The organism is Dyella nitratireducens (assembly GCF_014642835.1).
Taxonomy (GTDB): Bacteria; Pseudomonadota; Gammaproteobacteria; order Xanthomonadales; family Rhodanobacteraceae; genus Dyella_B; species Dyella_B nitratireducens.
Map to the genome: position 1 here is coordinate 629,280 of NZ_BMJA01000003.1, position 18,754 is coordinate 648,033.

12 protein-coding genes are annotated in these 18,754 nt (G+C 60.6%); 4 read left to right on the forward strand and 8 right to left on the reverse strand.

Translation table 11 applies throughout. The features are described from left to right. Window positions 1–154: 154 nt before the first annotated feature. From IEX75_RS18590 to IEX75_RS18600, 3 genes are read right to left on the reverse strand one after another with little or no spacing between them, the layout of a single operon-like run. Window positions 155–1,597: an efflux transporter outer membrane subunit gene (locus IEX75_RS18590; protein ID WP_188796485.1), complete on the reverse strand. Its 1,443-nt coding sequence runs from the start codon at window positions 1,595–1,597 to the stop codon at window positions 155–157. 14 nt (window positions 1,598–1,611) lie between these two features. Then, entirely contained in the window at window positions 1,612–2,754 is a 1,143-nt protein-coding gene (locus IEX75_RS18595; RefSeq protein ID WP_188796486.1) for an efflux RND transporter periplasmic adaptor subunit, read from the reverse strand. 13 nt (window positions 2,755–2,767) lie between these two features. After that, window positions 2,768–5,974: an efflux RND transporter permease subunit gene (locus IEX75_RS18600; RefSeq protein ID WP_188796487.1), complete on the reverse strand. Its 3,207-nt coding sequence runs from the start codon at window positions 5,972–5,974 to the stop codon at window positions 2,768–2,770. A gap of 466 nt (window positions 5,975–6,440) precedes the next feature. Here IEX75_RS18600 and IEX75_RS18605 point away from each other — a divergent pair, with 466 nt between their 5' ends. The 3 genes from IEX75_RS18605 to IEX75_RS18615 all read left to right on the forward strand — a co-directional run bounded on the left by IEX75_RS18605 (window position 6,441) and on the right by IEX75_RS18615 (window position 10,947). Next, window positions 6,441–7,121: a heavy metal response regulator transcription factor gene (locus IEX75_RS18605; protein WP_188796489.1), complete on the forward strand. Its 681-nt coding sequence runs from the start codon at window positions 6,441–6,443 to the stop codon at window positions 7,119–7,121. Beyond that, on the forward strand, window positions 7,121–8,506 hold the full coding sequence (locus tag IEX75_RS18610) for a heavy metal sensor histidine kinase (protein ID WP_188796491.1): 1,386 nt from the start codon (window positions 7,121–7,123) through the stop codon (window positions 8,504–8,506). Before IEX75_RS18605 ends, IEX75_RS18610 begins: the two co-directional genes overlap by 1 nt. Window positions 8,507–8,634: 128 nt before the next feature. Continuing rightward, a complete protein-coding gene (locus IEX75_RS18615) occupies window positions 8,635–10,947 on the forward strand; it encodes an FdhF/YdeP family oxidoreductase (RefSeq protein ID WP_188796493.1) in 2,313 nt (770 codons plus the stop codon). A gap of 200 nt (window positions 10,948–11,147) precedes the next feature. Here the strand turns inward: IEX75_RS18615 and IEX75_RS18620 are convergent, their stop codons facing one another. The 4 genes from IEX75_RS18620 to IEX75_RS18635 all read right to left on the reverse strand — a co-directional run bounded on the left by IEX75_RS18620 (window position 11,148) and on the right by IEX75_RS18635 (window position 15,635). Next, window positions 11,148–12,251, reverse strand: a complete 1,104-nt coding sequence (locus tag IEX75_RS18620; RefSeq protein ID WP_188796494.1) for a hypothetical protein — start codon at window positions 12,249–12,251, stop codon at window positions 11,148–11,150. Window positions 12,252–12,315: 64 nt separating this feature from the next. Continuing rightward, on the reverse strand, window positions 12,316–13,482 hold the full coding sequence (locus IEX75_RS18625; RefSeq protein ID WP_188796495.1) for a serine hydrolase domain-containing protein: 1,167 nt from the start codon (window positions 13,480–13,482) through the stop codon (window positions 12,316–12,318). A gap of 162 nt (window positions 13,483–13,644) precedes the next feature. Then, on the reverse strand, window positions 13,645–15,261 hold the full coding sequence (locus tag IEX75_RS18630) for a M56 family metallopeptidase (RefSeq protein WP_188796616.1): 1,617 nt from the start codon (window positions 15,259–15,261) through the stop codon (window positions 13,645–13,647). After that, window positions 15,261–15,635, reverse strand: coding sequence for a BlaI/MecI/CopY family transcriptional regulator (locus tag IEX75_RS18635; protein WP_188796496.1), 375 nt, complete (start codon window positions 15,633–15,635; stop codon window positions 15,261–15,263). The genes IEX75_RS18630 and IEX75_RS18635 overlap by 1 nt, the downstream gene beginning before the upstream one ends. A 181-nt stretch (window positions 15,636–15,816) precedes the next feature. Between IEX75_RS18635 and IEX75_RS18640 the strand changes: the two genes are divergently transcribed. After that, window positions 15,817–17,415 (forward strand): tetratricopeptide repeat-containing sulfotransferase family protein, encoded by a 1,599-nt coding sequence (locus tag IEX75_RS18640; RefSeq protein WP_188796497.1) that lies wholly within the window; start codon window positions 15,817–15,819, stop codon window positions 17,413–17,415. Window positions 17,416–17,676: 261 nt separating this feature from the next. Here IEX75_RS18640 and IEX75_RS18645 read toward each other — a convergent pair whose 3' ends face one another. Then, window positions 17,677–18,741 carry a serine hydrolase domain-containing protein gene (locus IEX75_RS18645; RefSeq protein ID WP_188796498.1) on the reverse strand — a complete coding sequence of 355 codons (1,065 nt, stop codon included), beginning with the start codon at window positions 18,739–18,741 and terminating at the stop codon, window positions 17,677–17,679. Between the last annotated feature and the right edge of the window lie 13 nt (window positions 18,742–18,754).

The window sequence follows — 18,754 nt, forward strand, 5'->3', positions numbered from 1 at the left end:
GGTGAAGGCCGGAATGACGATTCGCTCTGAAGCAGTATTAACGTGAACTTCGGCTCTCGCCGGAGTGCTGGAAAAAAACGTAGGGATATCTCAGGTTGCAAACCCCAACATCACCATGCAGGTATGGTCCCCGTGTTGGGGTTTACACCCCAACCTACCAAGTCCCACCCAACGCCTTGATCAACCCGACATCCGCCGCAAACCTGCGCCGCGACAACTCCACCTGCGCACGCGTCTGCGCCAGGTTCACACTCTGTGTCGTCACCACCTCAAGATAATCCGTAGCGCCATCCTGATAGCGAACCATCGCCAGGTCCGCAGCTTTCGATGAAGCATCCACGGCACGCTGGTGCGCCACCGCTTCATTCGCCAATACATGCAACGACGCCAGGTTGTCTTCCACCTGCTGGAACGCACTCAACACGGCCTGCCGATAATCCGCAGCGGCCGCATCGCGCTTGGCTTCAGCAGCGGACAGTTGCGCATGGCGGCGGCCACCATCGAACAAGGTACCGATCAGCGCCGGACCAATGGCCCAGAAACGGCTCGGCAGCATCGCCAGTTGTGCAAAGTGCGAGGCTTCCAGGCCGCCCGTTGCGGAAAGCATCAAATCGGGAAAGAACGCCGAGGTCGCCTCGCCCACATCGGCATTGGCGGCAGCAACACGGCGCTCCGCGGCGGCGATATCAGGGCGGCGTTGTAGCAGCGTTGACGGCAAGCCGACAGGAATCGTGGGCAACGGCAACGTCTTGTCCACCGGCGGCAAGCTGAAATCAGCCGGCGGTACACCCATCAGCACGGCTATGGCGTGTTCACGCTGCGCGCGTGCTTCGCCCAGGTCGATCAATTGCGCCTTGGCCACTTGCAGTTGCGTCTCTGCCTGTTCCAGTTCCGATTCGGAAGCGATACCGCCATCGAATTGCGTCTGTACCAGGTTCTTTGCCTGCACGTAGTTGTCCACCAATTGCTTCAGCAAGCTGGCTTCCACATCGATCTGGCGCAAATCCACATAATCAAGCGCCAGCTCCGCATGCATGCTCAAGCGCATCGAGGCGAGATCCGCGTCGCTGGCCTGCGCACGCGCGTTGGCAGCATCGACGGCATGACCGATGCGATCGAACAGATCCGGTTCCCATGATGCCGTTACGCCCATGGAATAGTCCTGCACGGTACGTCCAGCCAGCGAATGCCCCAGCACATCCTTCGAGGTGTGATTGATATTGGCACCCGCACCCGCCGTGACTTGCGGAAAATACGACGACCGCGCCACGCCGATCATCGCCTGCGCCTGCTTGAGATCGGCCAGGCTCTTCTGGATGTTCTGGTTGCCTACGTCGACGCGTGCTTCCAATTCATCCAGCGTGGCATCGCCGAATACTTTCCACCACTCGCCGCGATCTGCCGCATCACCTGGCTGTGCAGCCACCCAGCCCTGCGGAGGCGTGCTTTTTTTGGACATGTCCTCCTTGTAATGCGCCGGTACGGTCACGGAAGGCCGTACATAAGCGGGGCCCGGCGTGCAACCCGACAGCGCGGCAATGCCAAAGCCGGCTGCCAACAGAAAACCAAACTTCACCGAGTACTTGCGTGCATACATGACTGCTCTCCCGATCACGCCGACGTAGCCGGATGCTGGTTGATGCGCACAGACTGCCCTGCGCTGATGGCATCGCTGGGATTGACGACCACCTGCTCGCTCCCCGTGAGACCGCTGCGAATTTCCATGCGTGTGCCGAAGTCACGGCCCAGCGTGACCGTTCGCAAGCTCACCACGCCGTGCGTGTCGACCACGGCCACCTGCACGCCTTGCGGGCGGAACAGCAAGGCATTGGCCGGCAGTGATAAACCAGGGTTGGTACTGGTCAGCGTCAGGCTCACTTGAGCGAACGCACCGGGCATCAAGCTGCCGTCCGGGTTGTCCATATCCACCTCCACGCGCAGCGTGCGGCTGCGCGGATCGATGGCGCCGGCCGTGCGTGCCACCGTACCGGCAAAAGTGCGGCCGGGATATTGCGACAACGTCAGCTGCGCTTTCGTGCCGGCCGTGACATAAGGCGCATCGTCCTGCGGCACGTTGACGAAAATGCGCAGCCGGTCGATTTCCGACAATTCGAACAAGGCCGCGGGTGGGCCGCTGTTGCCGGCGTCGATCAAGGCGCCGACGTCCACATTGCGCACGGTGATCACGCCATCGAATGGCGCATACACTTTCTCGTAGGACTGCAATTGCTCCAGCCGCTTCACATTGGCGAGCGCAGCGGCCAGCGTGGCCTGCTTTGCCTGCATGAGGCTGATGTTTTCTTCGGCCGATTGCTTGGACACCGCATTCTTCTTGAGCATGTCCGACCAGCGATCCGCCGTGACCTTGGCGATTTGATAGTTGGCCGATGCCATGGCCGCATCCGAACGCGCCTGTTCGAGCTGCGCATCCACTTCAGGCGCCTCGATCTCGGCCAGCAGTTGGCCGCTATGTACGTGCGTACCGATATCGGCATACCAGGCTTTCAGATAGCCGCTGGTGCGCGCATAGATGGCCGCGCGCTGATAGGCCTGGATATCGCCGGGAAGCGTCAAGACTTGCTGTGCGGATGCACGCATGGGCGTGACGACGGAAACGGTGGGCTTACTCAACGCTGCCGTTTGCTGTGCAACTTTGTCACGCGCCACCAGGCGCGGCAGACCGCCGATGGCGAGTGCTGCGCATACAGCGACGGCGATCAAGGTGATAGTCAACTTAGGCTTGGAAAGATTCATGACTCGGCTCCCATCAAACCGACGGAGAAGGCAAAGAAGGAGATGACGCATCGTCTGACGTTCGCTCGCGTGCACGCAGCCACTGATGCACGGCCGCAAACACGGTCGGCACGAACACCAGCGTGGCGACGGTGCCGAACATCAGGCCGCCGATCACGGCACGGCCAAGCGGTGCGTTCTGTTCGCCACCATCGCCCAGGCCCAGCGCCATGGGCAGCATGCCGATCAACATCGCCAGTGCCGTCATCAACACGGGACGGAAACGTGTGCCGCCGGCATCGAACGCCGCTTCGATCGGCGTTGCACCAGCCGCCAGCCGCTCCCGCGCAAAACTCACCACCAGAATGCTGTTGGCGGTGGCGATGCCCACGCACATGATCGCGCCCGTCAAGGCCGGCACGCTGATCGTGGTATGCGTGACGAACAGCATCCAGGTGATGCCCGCCAACGCACCGGGCAAGCCGCTGATGATGACCAGCGGGTCTACCCACGATTGGAAATTCACCACCATCAGCGCGTAAACAAGGAGCACCGCGAAGAGCAGGCCGAACAGCAAGCCTTGGAACGAGGACTGCATGGTCTGCACCACGCCGCGTACGACAATGCTGGAGCCCGCTGGCAGTTGCGCTTCCGCCTGCTTTACCAGCTTCTGTACGTCACTGGACACGGAGCCCAGATCGCGCCCCTGCACGCCAGCAAAGATGTCGATCACCGGTTGCACGTTGTAGTGCGAGACCACGGCATCTTGCGACGTGCGTGACACCGTGCTGAGCGAGCCGAGAATCGGCGGCAAGCCCTGCGGATTGCTGCCGGAGCTTACGTTCAGCGGAATATTGCCCAGCGCTTGCAGCGAATCGATGGTGTACTGCGGCGATTCGGTCATCAGCGGATAGCTCACGCCATTCTTGGGGTTGAGCCAGAAGTTCGGCGAGGTCTGCGAACTGCCCGAGAGTGCGATCAGCAGATCCTGCGCAATCGTGCGCTGCTGGAAACCCGCCTCGAGAGCCTTGACGCGATCGACGTTCACATTGATGGACGGCGCATCGTCAGGTTGCTGGATGCGTGGATCGACCAGCCCGGGCACGTTGCGGAAGGACCGCAGCAAACCCTCTGCCACCTTGCGGTTGCCCGCGCTGTCCTTACCCACGACCTGCACGTCGATCGGCGAAGGCAGGCCGAAATCCAGCGTCTGGCTGATGATGTCCGCCGGCAGGAATGAGAACGTGATGCCGGGGAAATCCTGGTTCAAGCGATCACGCAACAGCGTCACGTATTGCTCGGTGGGTTTGTGATCCGCCTTCAGGCTGATCAGGATGTCCGCATCGGAGCTTCCCACCGGCATCGAGGAGTCGTACGTCATATTGATGCCGCTGACCGGCAGGCCGATGTTGTCGATCATCGTGTCCAGCTGGGAGGCCGGAATCATGGTGCGGATGCGCTGTTCCACCAGATCCACCAGGCGCGCAGTCTGTTCGATGCGCGTACCGGTTTGTGCACGCAGGTGCAGCCGGATTTCTCCGGTGTCGGAAGTGGGGAAGAAATCGCGGCCCAGCAACGGCAGCAACAGCAGCGATGCGCTACACGCGATCGCGAAGGTCAACGCAACCCGTTTGGGATGGGCGATAGCAAGCTGCAGCGCATGCTTGTATTTGCCATGCAAGGACTCGAAGCCACGCTCGAAACGCTGCTGAAAACGGCGCAACGCCTGGAATCGCCCTGCTCCGCCTTGGTCACCATGCTTCTCATGCTTGAGCAAGTACATCGCCAGCGTGGGAATCAGCGCGCGGGAGAAGAAATACGAAGCCAGCATGGCGAACACCACCGCTTCGGCCAGCGGCACGAACAGGTAGCGCGCCACACCCGACAGCAGGAACATCGGCAGGAACACGATGCAGATGGAAAGCGTCGAAACCAGCGTCGGCAAAGCGATCTGCGCAGAGGCGTCGATGATCGCCTGCATCAGGGCCTTGCCCGATTCGCGGTGATGGCTGATCGCCTCGATCGCCACCGTGGCGTCGTCCACCAGAATGCCCACCGCCAGCGCCAGGCCACCCAGCGTCATGATGTTGATGGTCTGCCCCAGCGCCGACAGCACGATCAGTGACGTGATCACGGACAGCGGAATGGTGATGGCAATGATCAGCGTGGCGCGCCAGCTGCCCAGGAACAGCAGGATCATCATCGCGGTGAGTCCCGCGGCGATCACGCCTTCGCGTACGACACCCGCCACGGCGGAACTGACGAAGACCGATTGATCGGAAACCGGTTTGATCTCCAGTGCCTTCGGCAAACCGGCGGCGATTTTCGGCAGCAGGTTCTTTACGTTCTGGATGATGTCCAGCGTCGACGCATCGCCGCTCTTTTCAATCTGCAACAACGCCGAGCGCGTGCCGTTCACGCGCACGATATTGGTTTGCGGTGCAAAGCCATCGCGCACCGTCGCCACGTCGCGCAGGTAAATCACGCCGCCCGGCGTGGCCTTGACCGGCATATCGTTGAGTTCGGCCACGGAGGCCGGACTGCCATTCATGTTGACGTTGTATTCCCGCGCGCCGATCTTCGCCGTACCGCCGGGAAGAATCAGGTTTTGCGCGTTGACGGCATTGACGACATCCAGCGGCGACAAACCGCGCGCCTGCATCGCTTGCGAGTTGATGTCGACCATGATCTGCCGCACCTTGCCGCCAAACGGCAACGGCACCGCCGCGCCCTGCACCGTGGCGAGCTGCGTGCGAATGAAGTTGTTGCCCAGGTCGTACAGCTGCTGCTCCGACAGCGTTTTGCTGGACAACGCGAGTTGCAGGATCGGTACCGTGGAGGCGTTGTAGGAGATCACCAACGGCGGCAACGTGCCGGACGGCATGACGCGAAGGATCGACTGCGCGCTGGACACTGCCTCCGCGATGGCGCGGTTGATATCCGCACCCTGGTGGAAATACACCTTGATCACCGCCGTGCCGTTGACGGTCTGCGATTCGACGTGCTCGATGTTGTCGACGTCGGAAGTGAGCGCACGCTCGAACGGCGTGGTGATCCGGTTGGCCATGTCATCGGCGGAGAAGCCGTTGTAGGTCCAGACGATGCTCAATACCGGAATATTGATGTTGGGGAAGATATCGGTCGGCGTACGCAGGATCATCAGCGGACCGATGATGAAGAGCAGCAAAGCCAGCACGATGAAGGTGTACGGTCGGCGCAGCGCCAGATGAACGATCCACATCTCGAACCCCTTGCCCGCCCGACGGGCCTTTGAACGGAGGATGGTTCAGAGGCTAGGCTCCGGGCGCTTGCCGGGTACTGACAGGGACCTGACGGTTTTGTAATCGCGGTTGGGTGCATACCCGAATGACGCTTACTTAAGCGCATATCTCAATCATCGCGAAAATTGCTCCCTCCCCTGCTTGCAGGGGAGGGTTGGGGTGGGGTGCGAGCGAAGCGAGCGGCGGCGGGCAGACGTCGCTGCAAGACATATCCTGGCGTCATTCGGCTACGCGCTAAAGCACAAGCAACCCCACCCCAGCCCTCCCCTGCTACCGCAGGGGAGGGAGCGCATTGTCACAAGCGTTGAGATGCGCGCCTATGTAGTGCCATTCGGTACAAACCCCAACCTACGATCTGACGATTTTGTAATCGCGACATACAACGCATACGACTATGATCTGCCTAACCCAAAGGCGAGAACCCCTATGCGCCTGCTTGTTGTCGAAGACGAAAAGAAAGCCGGCGAGTACCTGAAGAAGGGGCTCGAGGAATCCGGCTTTACCGTCGATATCGCCACCAATGGCATCGACGGCCTGCATAACGCGCTGGAAGAAGACTATGCGCTGATCGTGCTCGACATCATGCTCCCGGGCATGGATGGCTGGGAGGTGCTCAAGCGTTTGCGCGCCAAACGCGACACACCCGTGCTGTTCCTCACCGCGATGGATGAGTTGGAAGAGCGCGTTCGCGGCCTGGAACTGGGTGCCGATGATTACCTGGTAAAGCCGTTCGCCTTCGTGGAACTGCTGGCCCGCATCCGCACCCTGCTCCGCCGCGGCCCGCCCAGGGACGTGGAGCACGTGCATATCGGCGACCTGGAAATCGATGCCATTCGCCGACGCGTACGTCGCGCCGGTCAACGCATCGATCTCACCCCGCGCGAATTCTCGCTGCTGCAATTGCTCGCGCGGCGGCGCGGCGAAGTACTGAGCCGCACGCAGATTGCATCCTATGTGTGGGACATGAATTTCGACAGCGACACCAATGTGGTGGAAGTGGCGATTCGACGCTTGCGCTCGAAGGTTGACGATGGTTTCGACATCAAGCTGATCCATACCGTGCGCGGCATGGGCTACGTGCTCGATCTCGAACACGAGGACGAGTAATGCGCCTTTCACTTACCGCGCGGCTCACCATCACCTTCGTGGTGATCACGGTGGCCTGCTTCAGCGTGGTAGGCCTGCTGCTGTTCAAGGAAGTATCCCGGCGCATCTATATCCATGACCAGACCAACATCATGCTGGATGCACGGCATCTGCGCAGGCTGGCTGAGGAACTGCAATCGCCGGACGATCTCCTCGCGCACAAGGATCGGCTGATCGCGCTGGTGCTTGGCGACAATGCAAACGGCTTGCGCGTGCTCGGCAGGAATGGCCAGGTGCTGATCGATCACGTACCGATGGGCTACATGCTGTCCACTCAGCCGGTCGTTCCGGCGGACCAGCGCATCGTTCCTGACAGCATCCAGTCATGGAAGGACAACAACGGCAACGAGATACGCGGCGTCGCCACGGCCGCCACACTGAAAGACGGCGAATCGGTGACCATCGCCATGGCACGCTCGCTTGCAGACCGTACGGCCTTGTTGAACAAATATCGCAGCGATGTATTGCTTTCCCTGTTGACAGGTTTGCTGGTCGCCGTATTGCTCAGTTTCCTGCTGGTGCGCCGCGCGTTGCGTCCACTCAGAGCCATGGCCGAAAGTGCCTCCGCCATTACCGCCCAGCGCTTGAGCACGCGCATGCCGCTGCAGCATGCCCCCACCGAACTGCTCGCACTGGCTGCGTCATTGAACGACATGCTCGCCAGACTGGAACAAGGCTTTGCACGCGTATGGCAGTTCACAGTGGACCTGGCGCACGACCTGCGCACCCCCATCGGCAATCTGCGCGGCGCCAACGAAGTAGCCCTGAATCGCCATCGCTCCCTGGCTGAGTACGAGGCATTGCTCGGCTCCAATATCGAAGAATGCGACCGCGTCAGCCGCACCATCGAAAGCGTGCTGTTTCTGGCGCGCGCGGAAAGCCCGCAATTTGCCATGCAACGCGTGGAACTGGATACGGCGCTGGAACTGCAGCGTATTGCCGACTACTTCGAGGGACTTTCTGCCGACGCAGGCGTTGCCATCGAGGTGGAGGCATCGGCTACGGTGCGCGCCGACCGCGACCTGTTTCGTCGCGCGGTGAACAATCTGCTGTCCAATGCACTGCGCTATACACCCTCCGGTGAAACGATTCACTTGCGTGCGGTGAATACGGGGAAAGGCGTGGAAGTCAGTGTGGAAAATCCCGGCCGCCCGATCGATCCGGAGCATTTGGATAAATTATTCGATCGTTTCTATCGTGTGGATCGGTCGCGCAGTGATTCGGCGACGTCTACGGGGTTGGGGTTGTCGATTGTGAAGAGCATTATGGAGTTGCATGGGGGCGCGGTGTCGGTGCAGAGTTCGGGGAGCCTTACGCGTTTCACGCTGCATTTTCCGCAGACATGACGTAGGTTGGGTTAGCGCAGCGTAACCCAACAATGCCGCATGGATACGTTGGGTTACGCTGCGCTAACCCAACCTACGTGACGACCGCTCCGCACAACGTAATTGAACGACCACCCGAGACACCCACCATGGCCAGCAAAACCAAAATCCCAGGCGTAAGCAAATATGACGGCCCTGCCGGCGGCTGGGGCGCGCTGCGTGCGGTCGCCCAGGCGATCGGTGGCCAGATGGCAATCGGCCGGGAAACCTCCGCGCTGCGCCGTGTGAACCAGCCGGCAGGCTTCGATTGCCCCGGCTGCGCCTGGCCCGACCCGAAACACACCAGCTCCTTCGAGTTCTGTGAAAACGGCGCCAAGGCCGTGTCGTGGGAAGCGACAGCGAAACGCGTACGGCCGGAATTCTTCGCGGCGAATACGGTGACCTCACTATGGGATCTCAGCGATTACGCGCTGGAAAGCCTGGGCCGCATTACCCACCCCATGGCGTATGACGCAAAGACAGATACCTACGTCGCCATCGAATGGAACGAAGCGATGGCGCGCATCGGCGAGGCGTTACGCGCATTGCCCGATCCACGCATGGCGGAGTTCTACACCTCCGGTCGCGCGTCCAACGAAGCCGCGTTTCTGTATCAGATCTTCGTGCGCGAATACGGTTCGAACAATTTCCCCGATTGCTCGAACATGTGCCACGAAGCCACCAGCGTCGGCCTGCCCCAATCCATCGGCGTGGGCAAAGGCACCGTCACGCTGGAGGATTTCGATCATTGCGATGCGCTGTTCTGCATCGGCCACAACCCCGGCACCAATCATCCGCGCATGCTTTCCACCTTGCGCGAGGTCGCCAAGCGCGGCGTGCCGATCATTGCGGTCAATCCCCTGCCCGAGCGTGGGCTGGAACGCTTCACCTCGCCGCAGGACCCAGTGGAAATGGTGGCGGGCATGGCCACGCCGATCGCCACCACTTATTACCAGATCAAGTCAGGCGGCGATCTGGCCATGCTGAAAGGCATGATGAAGTGGCTGTTCGATGAAGACCGCAACGGCGCAGCCGGCGTCATCGACCACGACTTCATCCGCGAGCACACCACGGGTATCGATGCATTGCTGGCCGATATCGATGCCACCTCGTGGGACGTGATTGTTGCCACGTCGGGGCTGACGCGCGAGGAGATCGAAGCCATTGCCAAGATCTACAGCCAGGCGAAGAACGTCATCGTCTGCTACGGCATGGGCATCACCCAGCATGCGCATGGCACCGAGAACGTGCAGCAGATTGCCAACCTGCTGCTGTTACGCGGAAACATCGGCCGCCAGGGTGCCGGCATCTGCCCGCTGCGTGGCCATTCCAACGTACAGGGCAATCGCACGGTCGGCATTACCGAAAAACCCAACGATGCATTGATCGCCGGTATCGAGCGCGCGTTCGGCTTCACCGCACCGAAGGAACATGGGCACGATGCCGTGCGCGCGATCCAGGCGATTCGGGACGGCCACTCGAAAGTGCTGATCAGCCTCGGCGGCAATCTCGCCGTGGCGATGTCCGATCCGGAAGCCACCTTCGCAGCCATGCGCAATCTCGACTTGACGGTGCACATCACCACCAAGCTCAACCGCTCGCAGCTGATCATCGGCAAGCAATCCATCATCCTGCCGTGCCTGGGCCGTACGGAGCTGGACGTGCAGGCCGAAGGAGTGCAATCCATCACCGTGGAAGATTCCATGTCCATGGTGCACGCCTCGGCCGGCGAACTGGAGCCCGCTTCCGAGCACCTGCGCTCGGAGCCGTGGATCGTCGCCCACATCGCCAAGGCCACACTGCCCAATACACACGTCGAATGGGATGCACTGGTCGCCAACTACGACCGCATTCGCGAGAAGATCGCGATCGTGTATCCGGATTTCTTCGATTTCAACCAACGTATTCGCCAGCCTGGCGGCTTCCGTCTTTACATCGCGGCCTCCGAAAGAAAGTGGGCAACACCGGAAGGCAAGGCGCGTTTCCTGCTGGCACGCGGTTTGGACGAAGACCCCGCGCTGCCCTCCAAGCATTTGAAGCTCACCACCATCCGCTCGCACGATCAGTACAACACCACCATCTACAGCTTGAACGATCGTTATCGCGGCATCACCGGGCGACGCGACGTGGTGTTCGTCAATGCCGATGACCTGAAAGCCAGCGGACTCAAACACGGCGACCGCATCGACGTGGAAGTGGTCGGCCCGTATGCCGCAGACACCAATGGCAACGCGCGCGCCGTGCGCGGCTTTGTTGCCGTGACCTACCCGATCGCAGCGGGCACGGTGGCGATCTATTACCCCGAAGGCAACTGCCTGGTCGGCCTCGACAGTTTCGATCCCGAATCGGGAACACCGACGTACAAATCGGTTCCGGTGTCGCTGCGCCGGTCGCGTGTCAAGGCGCTGCCTGTGGATGCATAAAGATGCCGCCCTTGCCACGGCCTACGACGCGATCAACACCGAGTGGCACATAACTTAAGCTTCGTCGCCCCGGCGAAAGCCGGGGCCTAGCGCCTTGACTGAAGAGCAAAGTCGCTGGGTCCCGGCTTTCGCCGGGACGACGGCTTGAGGTTTTTTTGCGGTTCCCAAGGGAAAGAGAACTTAAGTAAGTGCCATTCGGATCAACGACCTTCGCTACCCGCCTTACCCACAAGCATCTCGAACTGCTCGGCAGTCTGCTCATCGGTGAAGTTGCAGTGCCCATCACCAACCGGTGGCAGGACCGTCAGCAACTTGCCGTGACCCGCCGCACGTACCTGGTCAGGATAGATGGCATGAAATCGCTCGGGTACCGTGGGATCGAACGCGTTCCATTGCATCACCAGCGGCACATCGATGTTGCCGGTCAACGTGACGTTGCGTTGGACATAGGCCATCGCAGCGGGCGAGCCTGCATAGCGATGCACCTTGCGGTTGAAGACAGCATCATCGCCGAAACCGCGATACACGGTGTTGCGGTTGTCGACCGGCATGCCGCCTGCGCGCTGCTCCAACTCACGCAGCGCCATGTAATAGAGCGACAGCGGTAGCGTTTCTGGCTTTTCCTGAAGGCGCTTTGCCAGTATGGCGGCTTCTTTCGGATGCGATTGCAATGCCTTGGCGAAGACATCCGGGGGGATGAACGGTGGCGAGTTGGGAGCAGCCAGATCCGGCAACACACCGGGAATCAATGCATCGAAGGCCAGCAACGGCGTCACGACGGCGCGCGCTATGAATTCGGGTGTCGAGACCGTCACGCCGCAGGTGACCATGGCGCCCGTGTAGGCATGCCGATAGCGCTCGATGCTTGCCACCACCTCCAGGCCGCCCAGCGAAAAGCCGTAAATATAGGTGTGGGCAGGACGAGCGAAGGTATGAATGAAATAGTGGCGAAGACGTTCGTTGTCGACGATGGCGTCGCCGACGGCCCAGCCTTGCGACCTGTATTGGCTCTGGGCAACGGCATAGCCCAGCTTGAAAAAGACAGGCGTGGAGTCGGCTGCCCGCATCGGCGTCGCTATCGGTGCACCCACGGGCTGGTAGCCATGCATCAGCATGACCAGGTCGCCGTTCCAGTTGGCGGGGATGTCGATGCGATAGAGGGCGCCCTGTAATGTTCCGGTATGAGTGCCAGGCTTCAGATCCGCAGCGATCGCAGGCAGAGAGCCGATGCCGATCCAGGCCACCAACACCAGCAAAGCATGGATCAGTCGAAAGATCGCGTAGCGTGGTACTGCAGGTTTCATGTCGTCACTCCTGGCTTTTGACAAAGCGGGCGTCATTCCGCTTAGACAGTTCTATTCGCACTCGCTAATGCGCTTGATGCGTCGTCGCATAGTCCTTATGCAGAAACTCTGAAACGCGAAAGCACACCGGCGGATTGACGTTGCTGAGCACGATGACGGTTTCTCCGGTGTGCGGGTAATTACGCACATCGGTGCAAACGCCACCGGCGCTGCCGCCATGTCCCCAGCGAAAGTCGCGCTCAAGATGGCCCGGGCCATAGTCGGTCGCAAAGAAGCCAAGGCCGAAGGCCATGCGGTAGATCTGGGTTGCCTGTGCGAATAGCGCTGGCGAAATGAGCTTGCCGGATTGCAAAGCTTGAACGAATCGATACATGTCGCCAGCGGTGGATGCCTCGCCGCCAGCTGGAAAACCGGGCAAGGTTTCGCAATTGAACACCAGCTTGCCATCGTCGGTGGTGTAGCCCCGGGCGAGATCCGGGTCCGTCGATGCGCAGTCGATAAATCCGGTGTGCGCCATGCCGGCTGGTTCGAAGATATGGCGGCGCAGGTAACTCTGGAAATCCTCGCCAGAGACGACTTCAACCATGCGGCCTAAAACGACGAACCCGAAATTGCTGTAGACCTGGTTTGTACCCGGTGGGAAGGCGGGTGGCTGACTGCTTTCCAGCGCGACCATGTCGGCGACACTGTGCACGCGTGCGCGATTGGCCGCATTCTCATTGCCCAACAGCCCGTCATCGCCCGCGCCACTGGTATGCGAAAGTAACTCGCGGACGGTGACCGTGTCGGCAAAGCTGCGGTTCGGATAATCCTTCAACACGTCGCCGACGTGTGTATCCAGCGACAGCCATCCCGCCGCAATCTGCTGCCACACCGCGACGCTGGTGAACATCTTGCCGGCCGATGCAAGGTTGAAGCGCGTATCCAGCTTGATCGGATCATTGCCCTTGGCATCGCGCTTTCCGTAGGCCTTCTCGAACAATACGTGTCCATTCCTGGCGACTAGCACGACACCCGAGAACTTATTTTCCCTGGTCAACCCCGAGGTAAAGCTATCGAGCCTTGCGAATACAGGGTCATTCGAATTCATCGGTCCGTTGTCGGACTGGGCAAGGCTGGACTCCGGATCGGCTGCGACCGAAGGCCGAGAGCTGATGCCGATACAAGCTGCCAACACAAACCCGATAGGGATCAGTCGAAAGGTCGCGTAGCGTGGTGCTATACGTGTCATGTCATCACTCCTGCGAAGAAAAAACGGGCACGAGAACCTTGTTGCGGCCATCACTAATGGCCACAGCGAGATCGGATGAGGCAAGTTGTCGGTCAGGTCTACGGTACGAAGACCATGGGGGAAAACCGGCAGTAAAACGGCTTCAGTAGTATGGGAAGGCGCTCACCAGATTCGAGTACCCGTGTATTGGAAAGCGCTCGCCAGGATTCCATCCTCGACTACCAGCAACACCGTTTCCGTTCCGTGTTGGCGCTTGACGAGGTAACTGTCTGAGCCGAACTTGGTGACCCCTGTGAACGTATAGGATTCGACCGGTCCGAGCTCGGCGAGAAACTTCTCTCTTGACGCCTTGTTGTGAGTGCGTACCCAGGCCAGACCATCACTCATGCCTGCGCCGCTGTCGGGATCACTGAGGAACAATCGCAACGCTTTCTCGCTGCCAGGAAACGGTTGCTGCGCCTTGATGCGTGCGACAAGTGCATCGCTGATCCGGTCGGCGGCGACTTTGTCGATGCGCGGCTGGTCGAAGATAACGCGCCCGTTCTGGTTGGCAACCACTCGCACGGCATGCCCATCGGCGTCCGTGATGAAGCGCACCGTGGCGTCCATGCTCTTATCCCCGGGGAACCGCATCACGCCAAGAGGGTTCGTGCCCTCCACGGCGAACCGATTCTCGCCGAGAGGAGCGATACGGAACGGCTTCGGCACGCCGATCTCCCCACTGACGCTGACGGCGAGACCGTTGCCGGCACGCGTCACGGTAATAAGCGAGATGGGGCTGAGCTGGTAATAGCCTGTGTAGTGATCAAGGGTGTCGCCACTCGGGATCATCGGAGTATGGCTGTCGCGGTGACCGATATCGGGCGGCGTTACCTGGGTCGCGAAGGCCGCCATCCCCAATGCAACGGATGCCAGCGCCGCGACCGACACACCTGCCCACTTCTTGGGCTTGCGCAGCATGTGCCTGATCCGCAGTTCCAGGAACGATGCGGAATCGGACATCGCCGGCACCACACCGATGCGGCTCGACTGGTGCTGCCCCACGTGGATCAGCGTTTCGCAATACACATCGACATCATGCCCGCCGCGCAGGACACGGGCATCGCAGTCCACCTCGATCGCGCGACGCAAGCGGCGGAACTGCCACCACAGCAACGGGTTCCAGGGCATCATCGTCAACAGGATCAGGGTGAGCGCGACGAGCTGTGGGTCGCGTGCATGCAGATGCGAACGCTCATGGGCGATCGTGCATTGTTGCTGCGCCTCGCTTGCCTGCAGCAGCCACGCAGGCACGACGATGCGCGAACGTAGCAGGCCGATGACGGCCGGCCCCGCATCGGGCGCGACCATGACATGCTCGCCACACAGGCGCCCTTCGCGCCAGCCGCGCTTGCGCCGATGCAATAGCGCGGAGCCCAAAATGAGCGTGAGCAGCATCAGCGCCGAGGCAGCCATCCAGCCACCGCGTGTCAGCGTATCGATGTCGACGGACGTCTCATACGATGGCGTATCGTCAAGATCAAGCAGCATCGGCGGCATCGGTATCGATGTCGTGTCGCGCAAGACGATCGACGTCGACGCCGTGCTAGACGTAAAGGTGTCGGGAAGCCGTATCGACACGGTGGCAATCACCGTCGGCAGCACCAGCGAACCGGCCAGCGTTGCCATCCACACCCACCGCGTCGCGGCCCCGCGAACCTTCGCGGCGCGCTCGGCCGCAAGCGCCGCTGCACTCAACGTAAGCGCGACCAGCACGGCATACATCATCCAGGCCATCATCACGGCTTGCCCTTGTCGGCGCGTTCGGCCAGCAATTGACGCATGCGGCGTATCTGCTCGGCACTGAGCTTCTGCTCCGAAACAAGGTGAGAAAAGAGCAGCTCCGCCGAGCCCTTGAACAGCTTGTCGGTCAGATGCTGCACCGCGTTCTTGCGCGCCGCCTGCTGCTTGATGCTGGCGAAGTAGCGATGGCCTCGCCCCTCTTCCTCATGCCCGACATAACCTTTGCCTTCGAGCGTGCGCAGCACGGTGAGCACCGTCGTATAGGCGAGCTCGTCGCTCAATCGCTCGCGGACTTCGGCGACCAGCGAGGGGCCGTGATCCCATAGCGCCTGCATGACATCCGCTTCGCGATCGGTGAGCGAAATCTTCATGGCGTCTGCTGGCCCCGTGTTAACTATGGGTGTAGTTGATACCCGGGACCTCCCGGCTTGTCAACTATGGGAGTAGTTGATGGATCGCCTGCTGCAGGCCGGATCGGCGCTGGTACTGGGTGCTACGTGCAAGACCCCTGACGCTTGCATAGACTTGGGCGAAGCATTTCCGAGACGCCCCATGACCACTGATCCCCGTGCCCTGCCCCCAGTCCAGGCTTTGCTGAGCGAAGCGGCGCGTGCTTTCGAGCAAGGCAACCTGATGCAGGCCGGGCAACTTGCCCTGCAAGCCACGCAGATCGACCCCCATAACGCCGAGGCTCACTACTTCACCGGGTTGGCCTGCCTAGAAACCGGGCAGTTGAATCGTGCGCTTGAGCATTTGAATCGCGCCGTGTCGCTCAACACCCGAAGCGCCGAGTACACCACGCACTTCGCCCGGGCGCTGGCGCTGGCGCAGCGCCATGGCGAGGCCTTGCAGATCGCCAATATCGCCTACGCACTGACGCCGAATCATCCACTGACGCTGGATGCGCTGGGTGGCGTCTATATGCAATGCAATGCGCACGAGCGTGCCAATGTGTTGTTCCGGCGGGCCGTTGCACTGATGCCGGACCATGCCATGTGCCGTTTCAACGCGGCGGTGACCTATACCTTCACCGGCGATCTCACTGCCGCGGAGGCCGAGTTCAACGCCTGTCTCGAACGGTTGCCGACGCATTGGCCTGCTTATGGATTGCGTTCCCGCCTGCGGCGGCAGACGGCGGACAACCATCACGTCGATGCCTTGCAAGCGCTGCTCGCCGATCACGCGAACGACGTCGATGCGCAAATCCATCTACACGGAGCATTGGGTAAGGAATACGAAGATCTTGGTGACTATGCCAAGGCTTTTGAACATTTGAGCCTGGGCAAAGCAGCAGCGCGACAACGTGTGGCTTATCAGCCCGAGCAGGACCGTGCCATGGTCGATGCTCTGATCAAGGCATTTCCCACCGTTGTGACGACCGACAACGGTTACGGCAGCGACGAACCCATCTTCATCGTAGGCATGCCACGCTCGGGCACCACGCTGGTGGAGCGCATTCTGTCCAGCCATCCAGAAGTCTATGCGGCCGGCGAACTGATGAATTTCGGCGTGCAGCTGCAACGCCTGGCTCCCGCTGACGTTCCCGCACGGTTGGATCCGACACTGATCGCACAATCGCATCGATACGACTGGGAGCGCCTGGGGCTGCGCTATGTGGATAGCACGCGACCGCAAACCGCCACCAAGCCGCGCTTTATCGACAAGCTACCGCACAATTTCCTGTATCTGGGATTGATCGCGAAAGCCTTGCCGAAAGCGAAAATCATCTGCCTGCGCCGCCATCCGCTGGATACCTGCCTGAGCAATTTCCGCGAAACCTTTGCGGAAAACTCCGCCTTCCACGGCTACAGCTTCGACTTGCTCGACATCGGCCGCTTCTACATCCAGTTCGATCGCATGATGACGCATTGGAACACCGTGCTGCCGGGACGCATCTTACAAGTGGACTACGAAACGCTGGTGGCCGAACAGGAAGCCACCACGCGACGCCTGCTCGAGCACTGCGAACTGCCGTGGAACGATGCCTGCCTCAACTTCCAGCAAAACAACGCAGCCGTGGCGACGGCAAGCACGGCGCAGGTGCGTGAGCCGATGCATCGGCGGGCGGTGGGACGGTGGGAGAAGTATCGGCCATGGTTGGGGCCTTTGGAGCAGTTGCTCGACCAAGCGGGTTGCGCGTCATTTCGCTAGAAAAGCCGAGGTTCGCAGCAATGGTGTTTCAGAGCGATGCGTCATTCCGGCCTTCGCCCACTGCTGTCCGGGGAAGTTTCGTAGCTCCTCGACGTCATTCCGGGGAAGTCCGGAATCCATGCTTCGTACTCGCCATGGATTCCGGCCTTCGCCGGAATGACGTCGAGGCAAGACTGGCTTTTTCTCAGAACGTAGGTTGGGGTGCAAACCCCAACACCGGGATCTATAGGCGCATGGCGGTGTTGGGGTTTGCACCCCAACCTACGGCTCACGCCTATGAATTGCCTCGCCCATGGCTTTCAACGCACCCTCGGTGCCTTCGCAAGTATCGTTGGCCAGCAGCACGAAACCTTCATGCTGCTTGGGATAAAGCACCACCTGGCTGGACATGCCGAAGCTACCGCCGCCATGCCAGATGACGGGCTGGCCGTGGTCGCTGCCAAGATTCCAGGCCATGGCTTCGCCATCGTTGGCATCACCGGTCAAGACTTGATGCGATAAGCGGACAACGGCATCGCCATCATCCAGTTGCCAGCGGACATATTTCGCCATGTCGCTGGTGGAGGCATACAACCCCCATGCAGCACCTGCATTGGGCAGATGGTACGGCGCGATGTTGCCATGGCGATCATAGCCGTTGACGAGACGCGCCTGCCCGCTGCCGTGCAGTGTGAAGCCGGTCGAGGACATACCCAGCGGCTGCGTGATGTATTCACGCAGCAACTCGTCGATCGGCTTGCCATAAACCTTTTCCAGGCCCAACCCGATCACCAGAAAACCTGCATTGGAATAGACGAACGTTTCACCGGGAACATTGCGCAACGCTGTGTTGTGCAAGGCCGCCAGAAACTGCTCGCGACCGAAACCCTTGTTCAGCGCGAACATGCGCGCGGTGAAATCAGGCGCGTCCTTGTGCGCAAAGATGGCATCCGTATCGGGAATGTCACGCGGCATGCCGGCGTGGTGGGTGACGAGTGTGCGCAAGGTGATCGGCTGGCCGTTCCAGGCAAGATTACTGTAATCGCCCGGCAGGTCTTTGCGAAAATCACCGTCCAGGCTCATGCGACCATCGACAACCGCTCGCGCCGCCAACGCCGCGGTAAACGTTTTGGTGACGGATGCCAGCTCGTAGATGCTCTGTGGCGTCGGCAGCTCGGCTTTGCTGCGCGAGGTGCTGCCGTAGTCGTAGAAGTAGGTGTGGCCTGCTTCCACCACCGCGATGGAAACGCCAACGTGGCAGCGATTGCGAAAGTAGTCGTTGGCGGCCTTGTCGACAGCGATATCCAGGGCCGAGCGATGCGGATTATCACTGGATGTTCCTGGCATCGCAGCGCCTATC

Excerpts from the sequence above, each read along its gene's own strand:
- IEX75_RS18590 (WP_188796485.1), bottom strand. The coding sequence starts at position 1,597 with ATGTATGCACGCAAGTACTCGGTGAAGTTTGGTTTTCTGTTGGCAGCC.
- IEX75_RS18595 (WP_188796486.1), bottom strand. The coding sequence starts at position 2,754 with ATGAATCTTTCCAAGCCTAAGTTGACTATCACCTTGATCGCCGTCGCT.
- IEX75_RS18600 (WP_188796487.1), bottom strand. The coding sequence starts at position 5,974 with ATGTGGATCGTTCATCTGGCGCTGCGCCGACCGTACACCTTCATCGTG.
- IEX75_RS18605 (WP_188796489.1), top strand. The coding sequence starts at position 6,441 with ATGCGCCTGCTTGTTGTCGAAGACGAAAAGAAAGCCGGCGAGTACCTG.
- IEX75_RS18610 (WP_188796491.1), top strand. The coding sequence starts at position 7,121 with ATGCGCCTTTCACTTACCGCGCGGCTCACCATCACCTTCGTGGTGATC.
- IEX75_RS18615 (WP_188796493.1), top strand. The coding sequence starts at position 8,635 with ATGGCCAGCAAAACCAAAATCCCAGGCGTAAGCAAATATGACGGCCCT.
- IEX75_RS18620 (WP_188796494.1), bottom strand. The coding sequence starts at position 12,251 with ATGAAACCTGCAGTACCACGCTACGCGATCTTTCGACTGATCCATGCT.
- IEX75_RS18625 (WP_188796495.1), bottom strand. The coding sequence starts at position 13,482 with ATGACACGTATAGCACCACGCTACGCGACCTTTCGACTGATCCCTATC.
- IEX75_RS18630 (WP_188796616.1), bottom strand. The coding sequence starts at position 15,261 with ATGATGGCCTGGATGATGTATGCCGTGCTGGTCGCGCTTACGTTGAGT.
- IEX75_RS18635 (WP_188796496.1), bottom strand. The coding sequence starts at position 15,635 with ATGAAGATTTCGCTCACCGATCGCGAAGCGGATGTCATGCAGGCGCTA.
- IEX75_RS18640 (WP_188796497.1), top strand. The coding sequence starts at position 15,817 with ATGACCACTGATCCCCGTGCCCTGCCCCCAGTCCAGGCTTTGCTGAGC.
- IEX75_RS18645 (WP_188796498.1), bottom strand. The coding sequence starts at position 18,741 with ATGCCAGGAACATCCAGTGATAATCCGCATCGCTCGGCCCTGGATATC.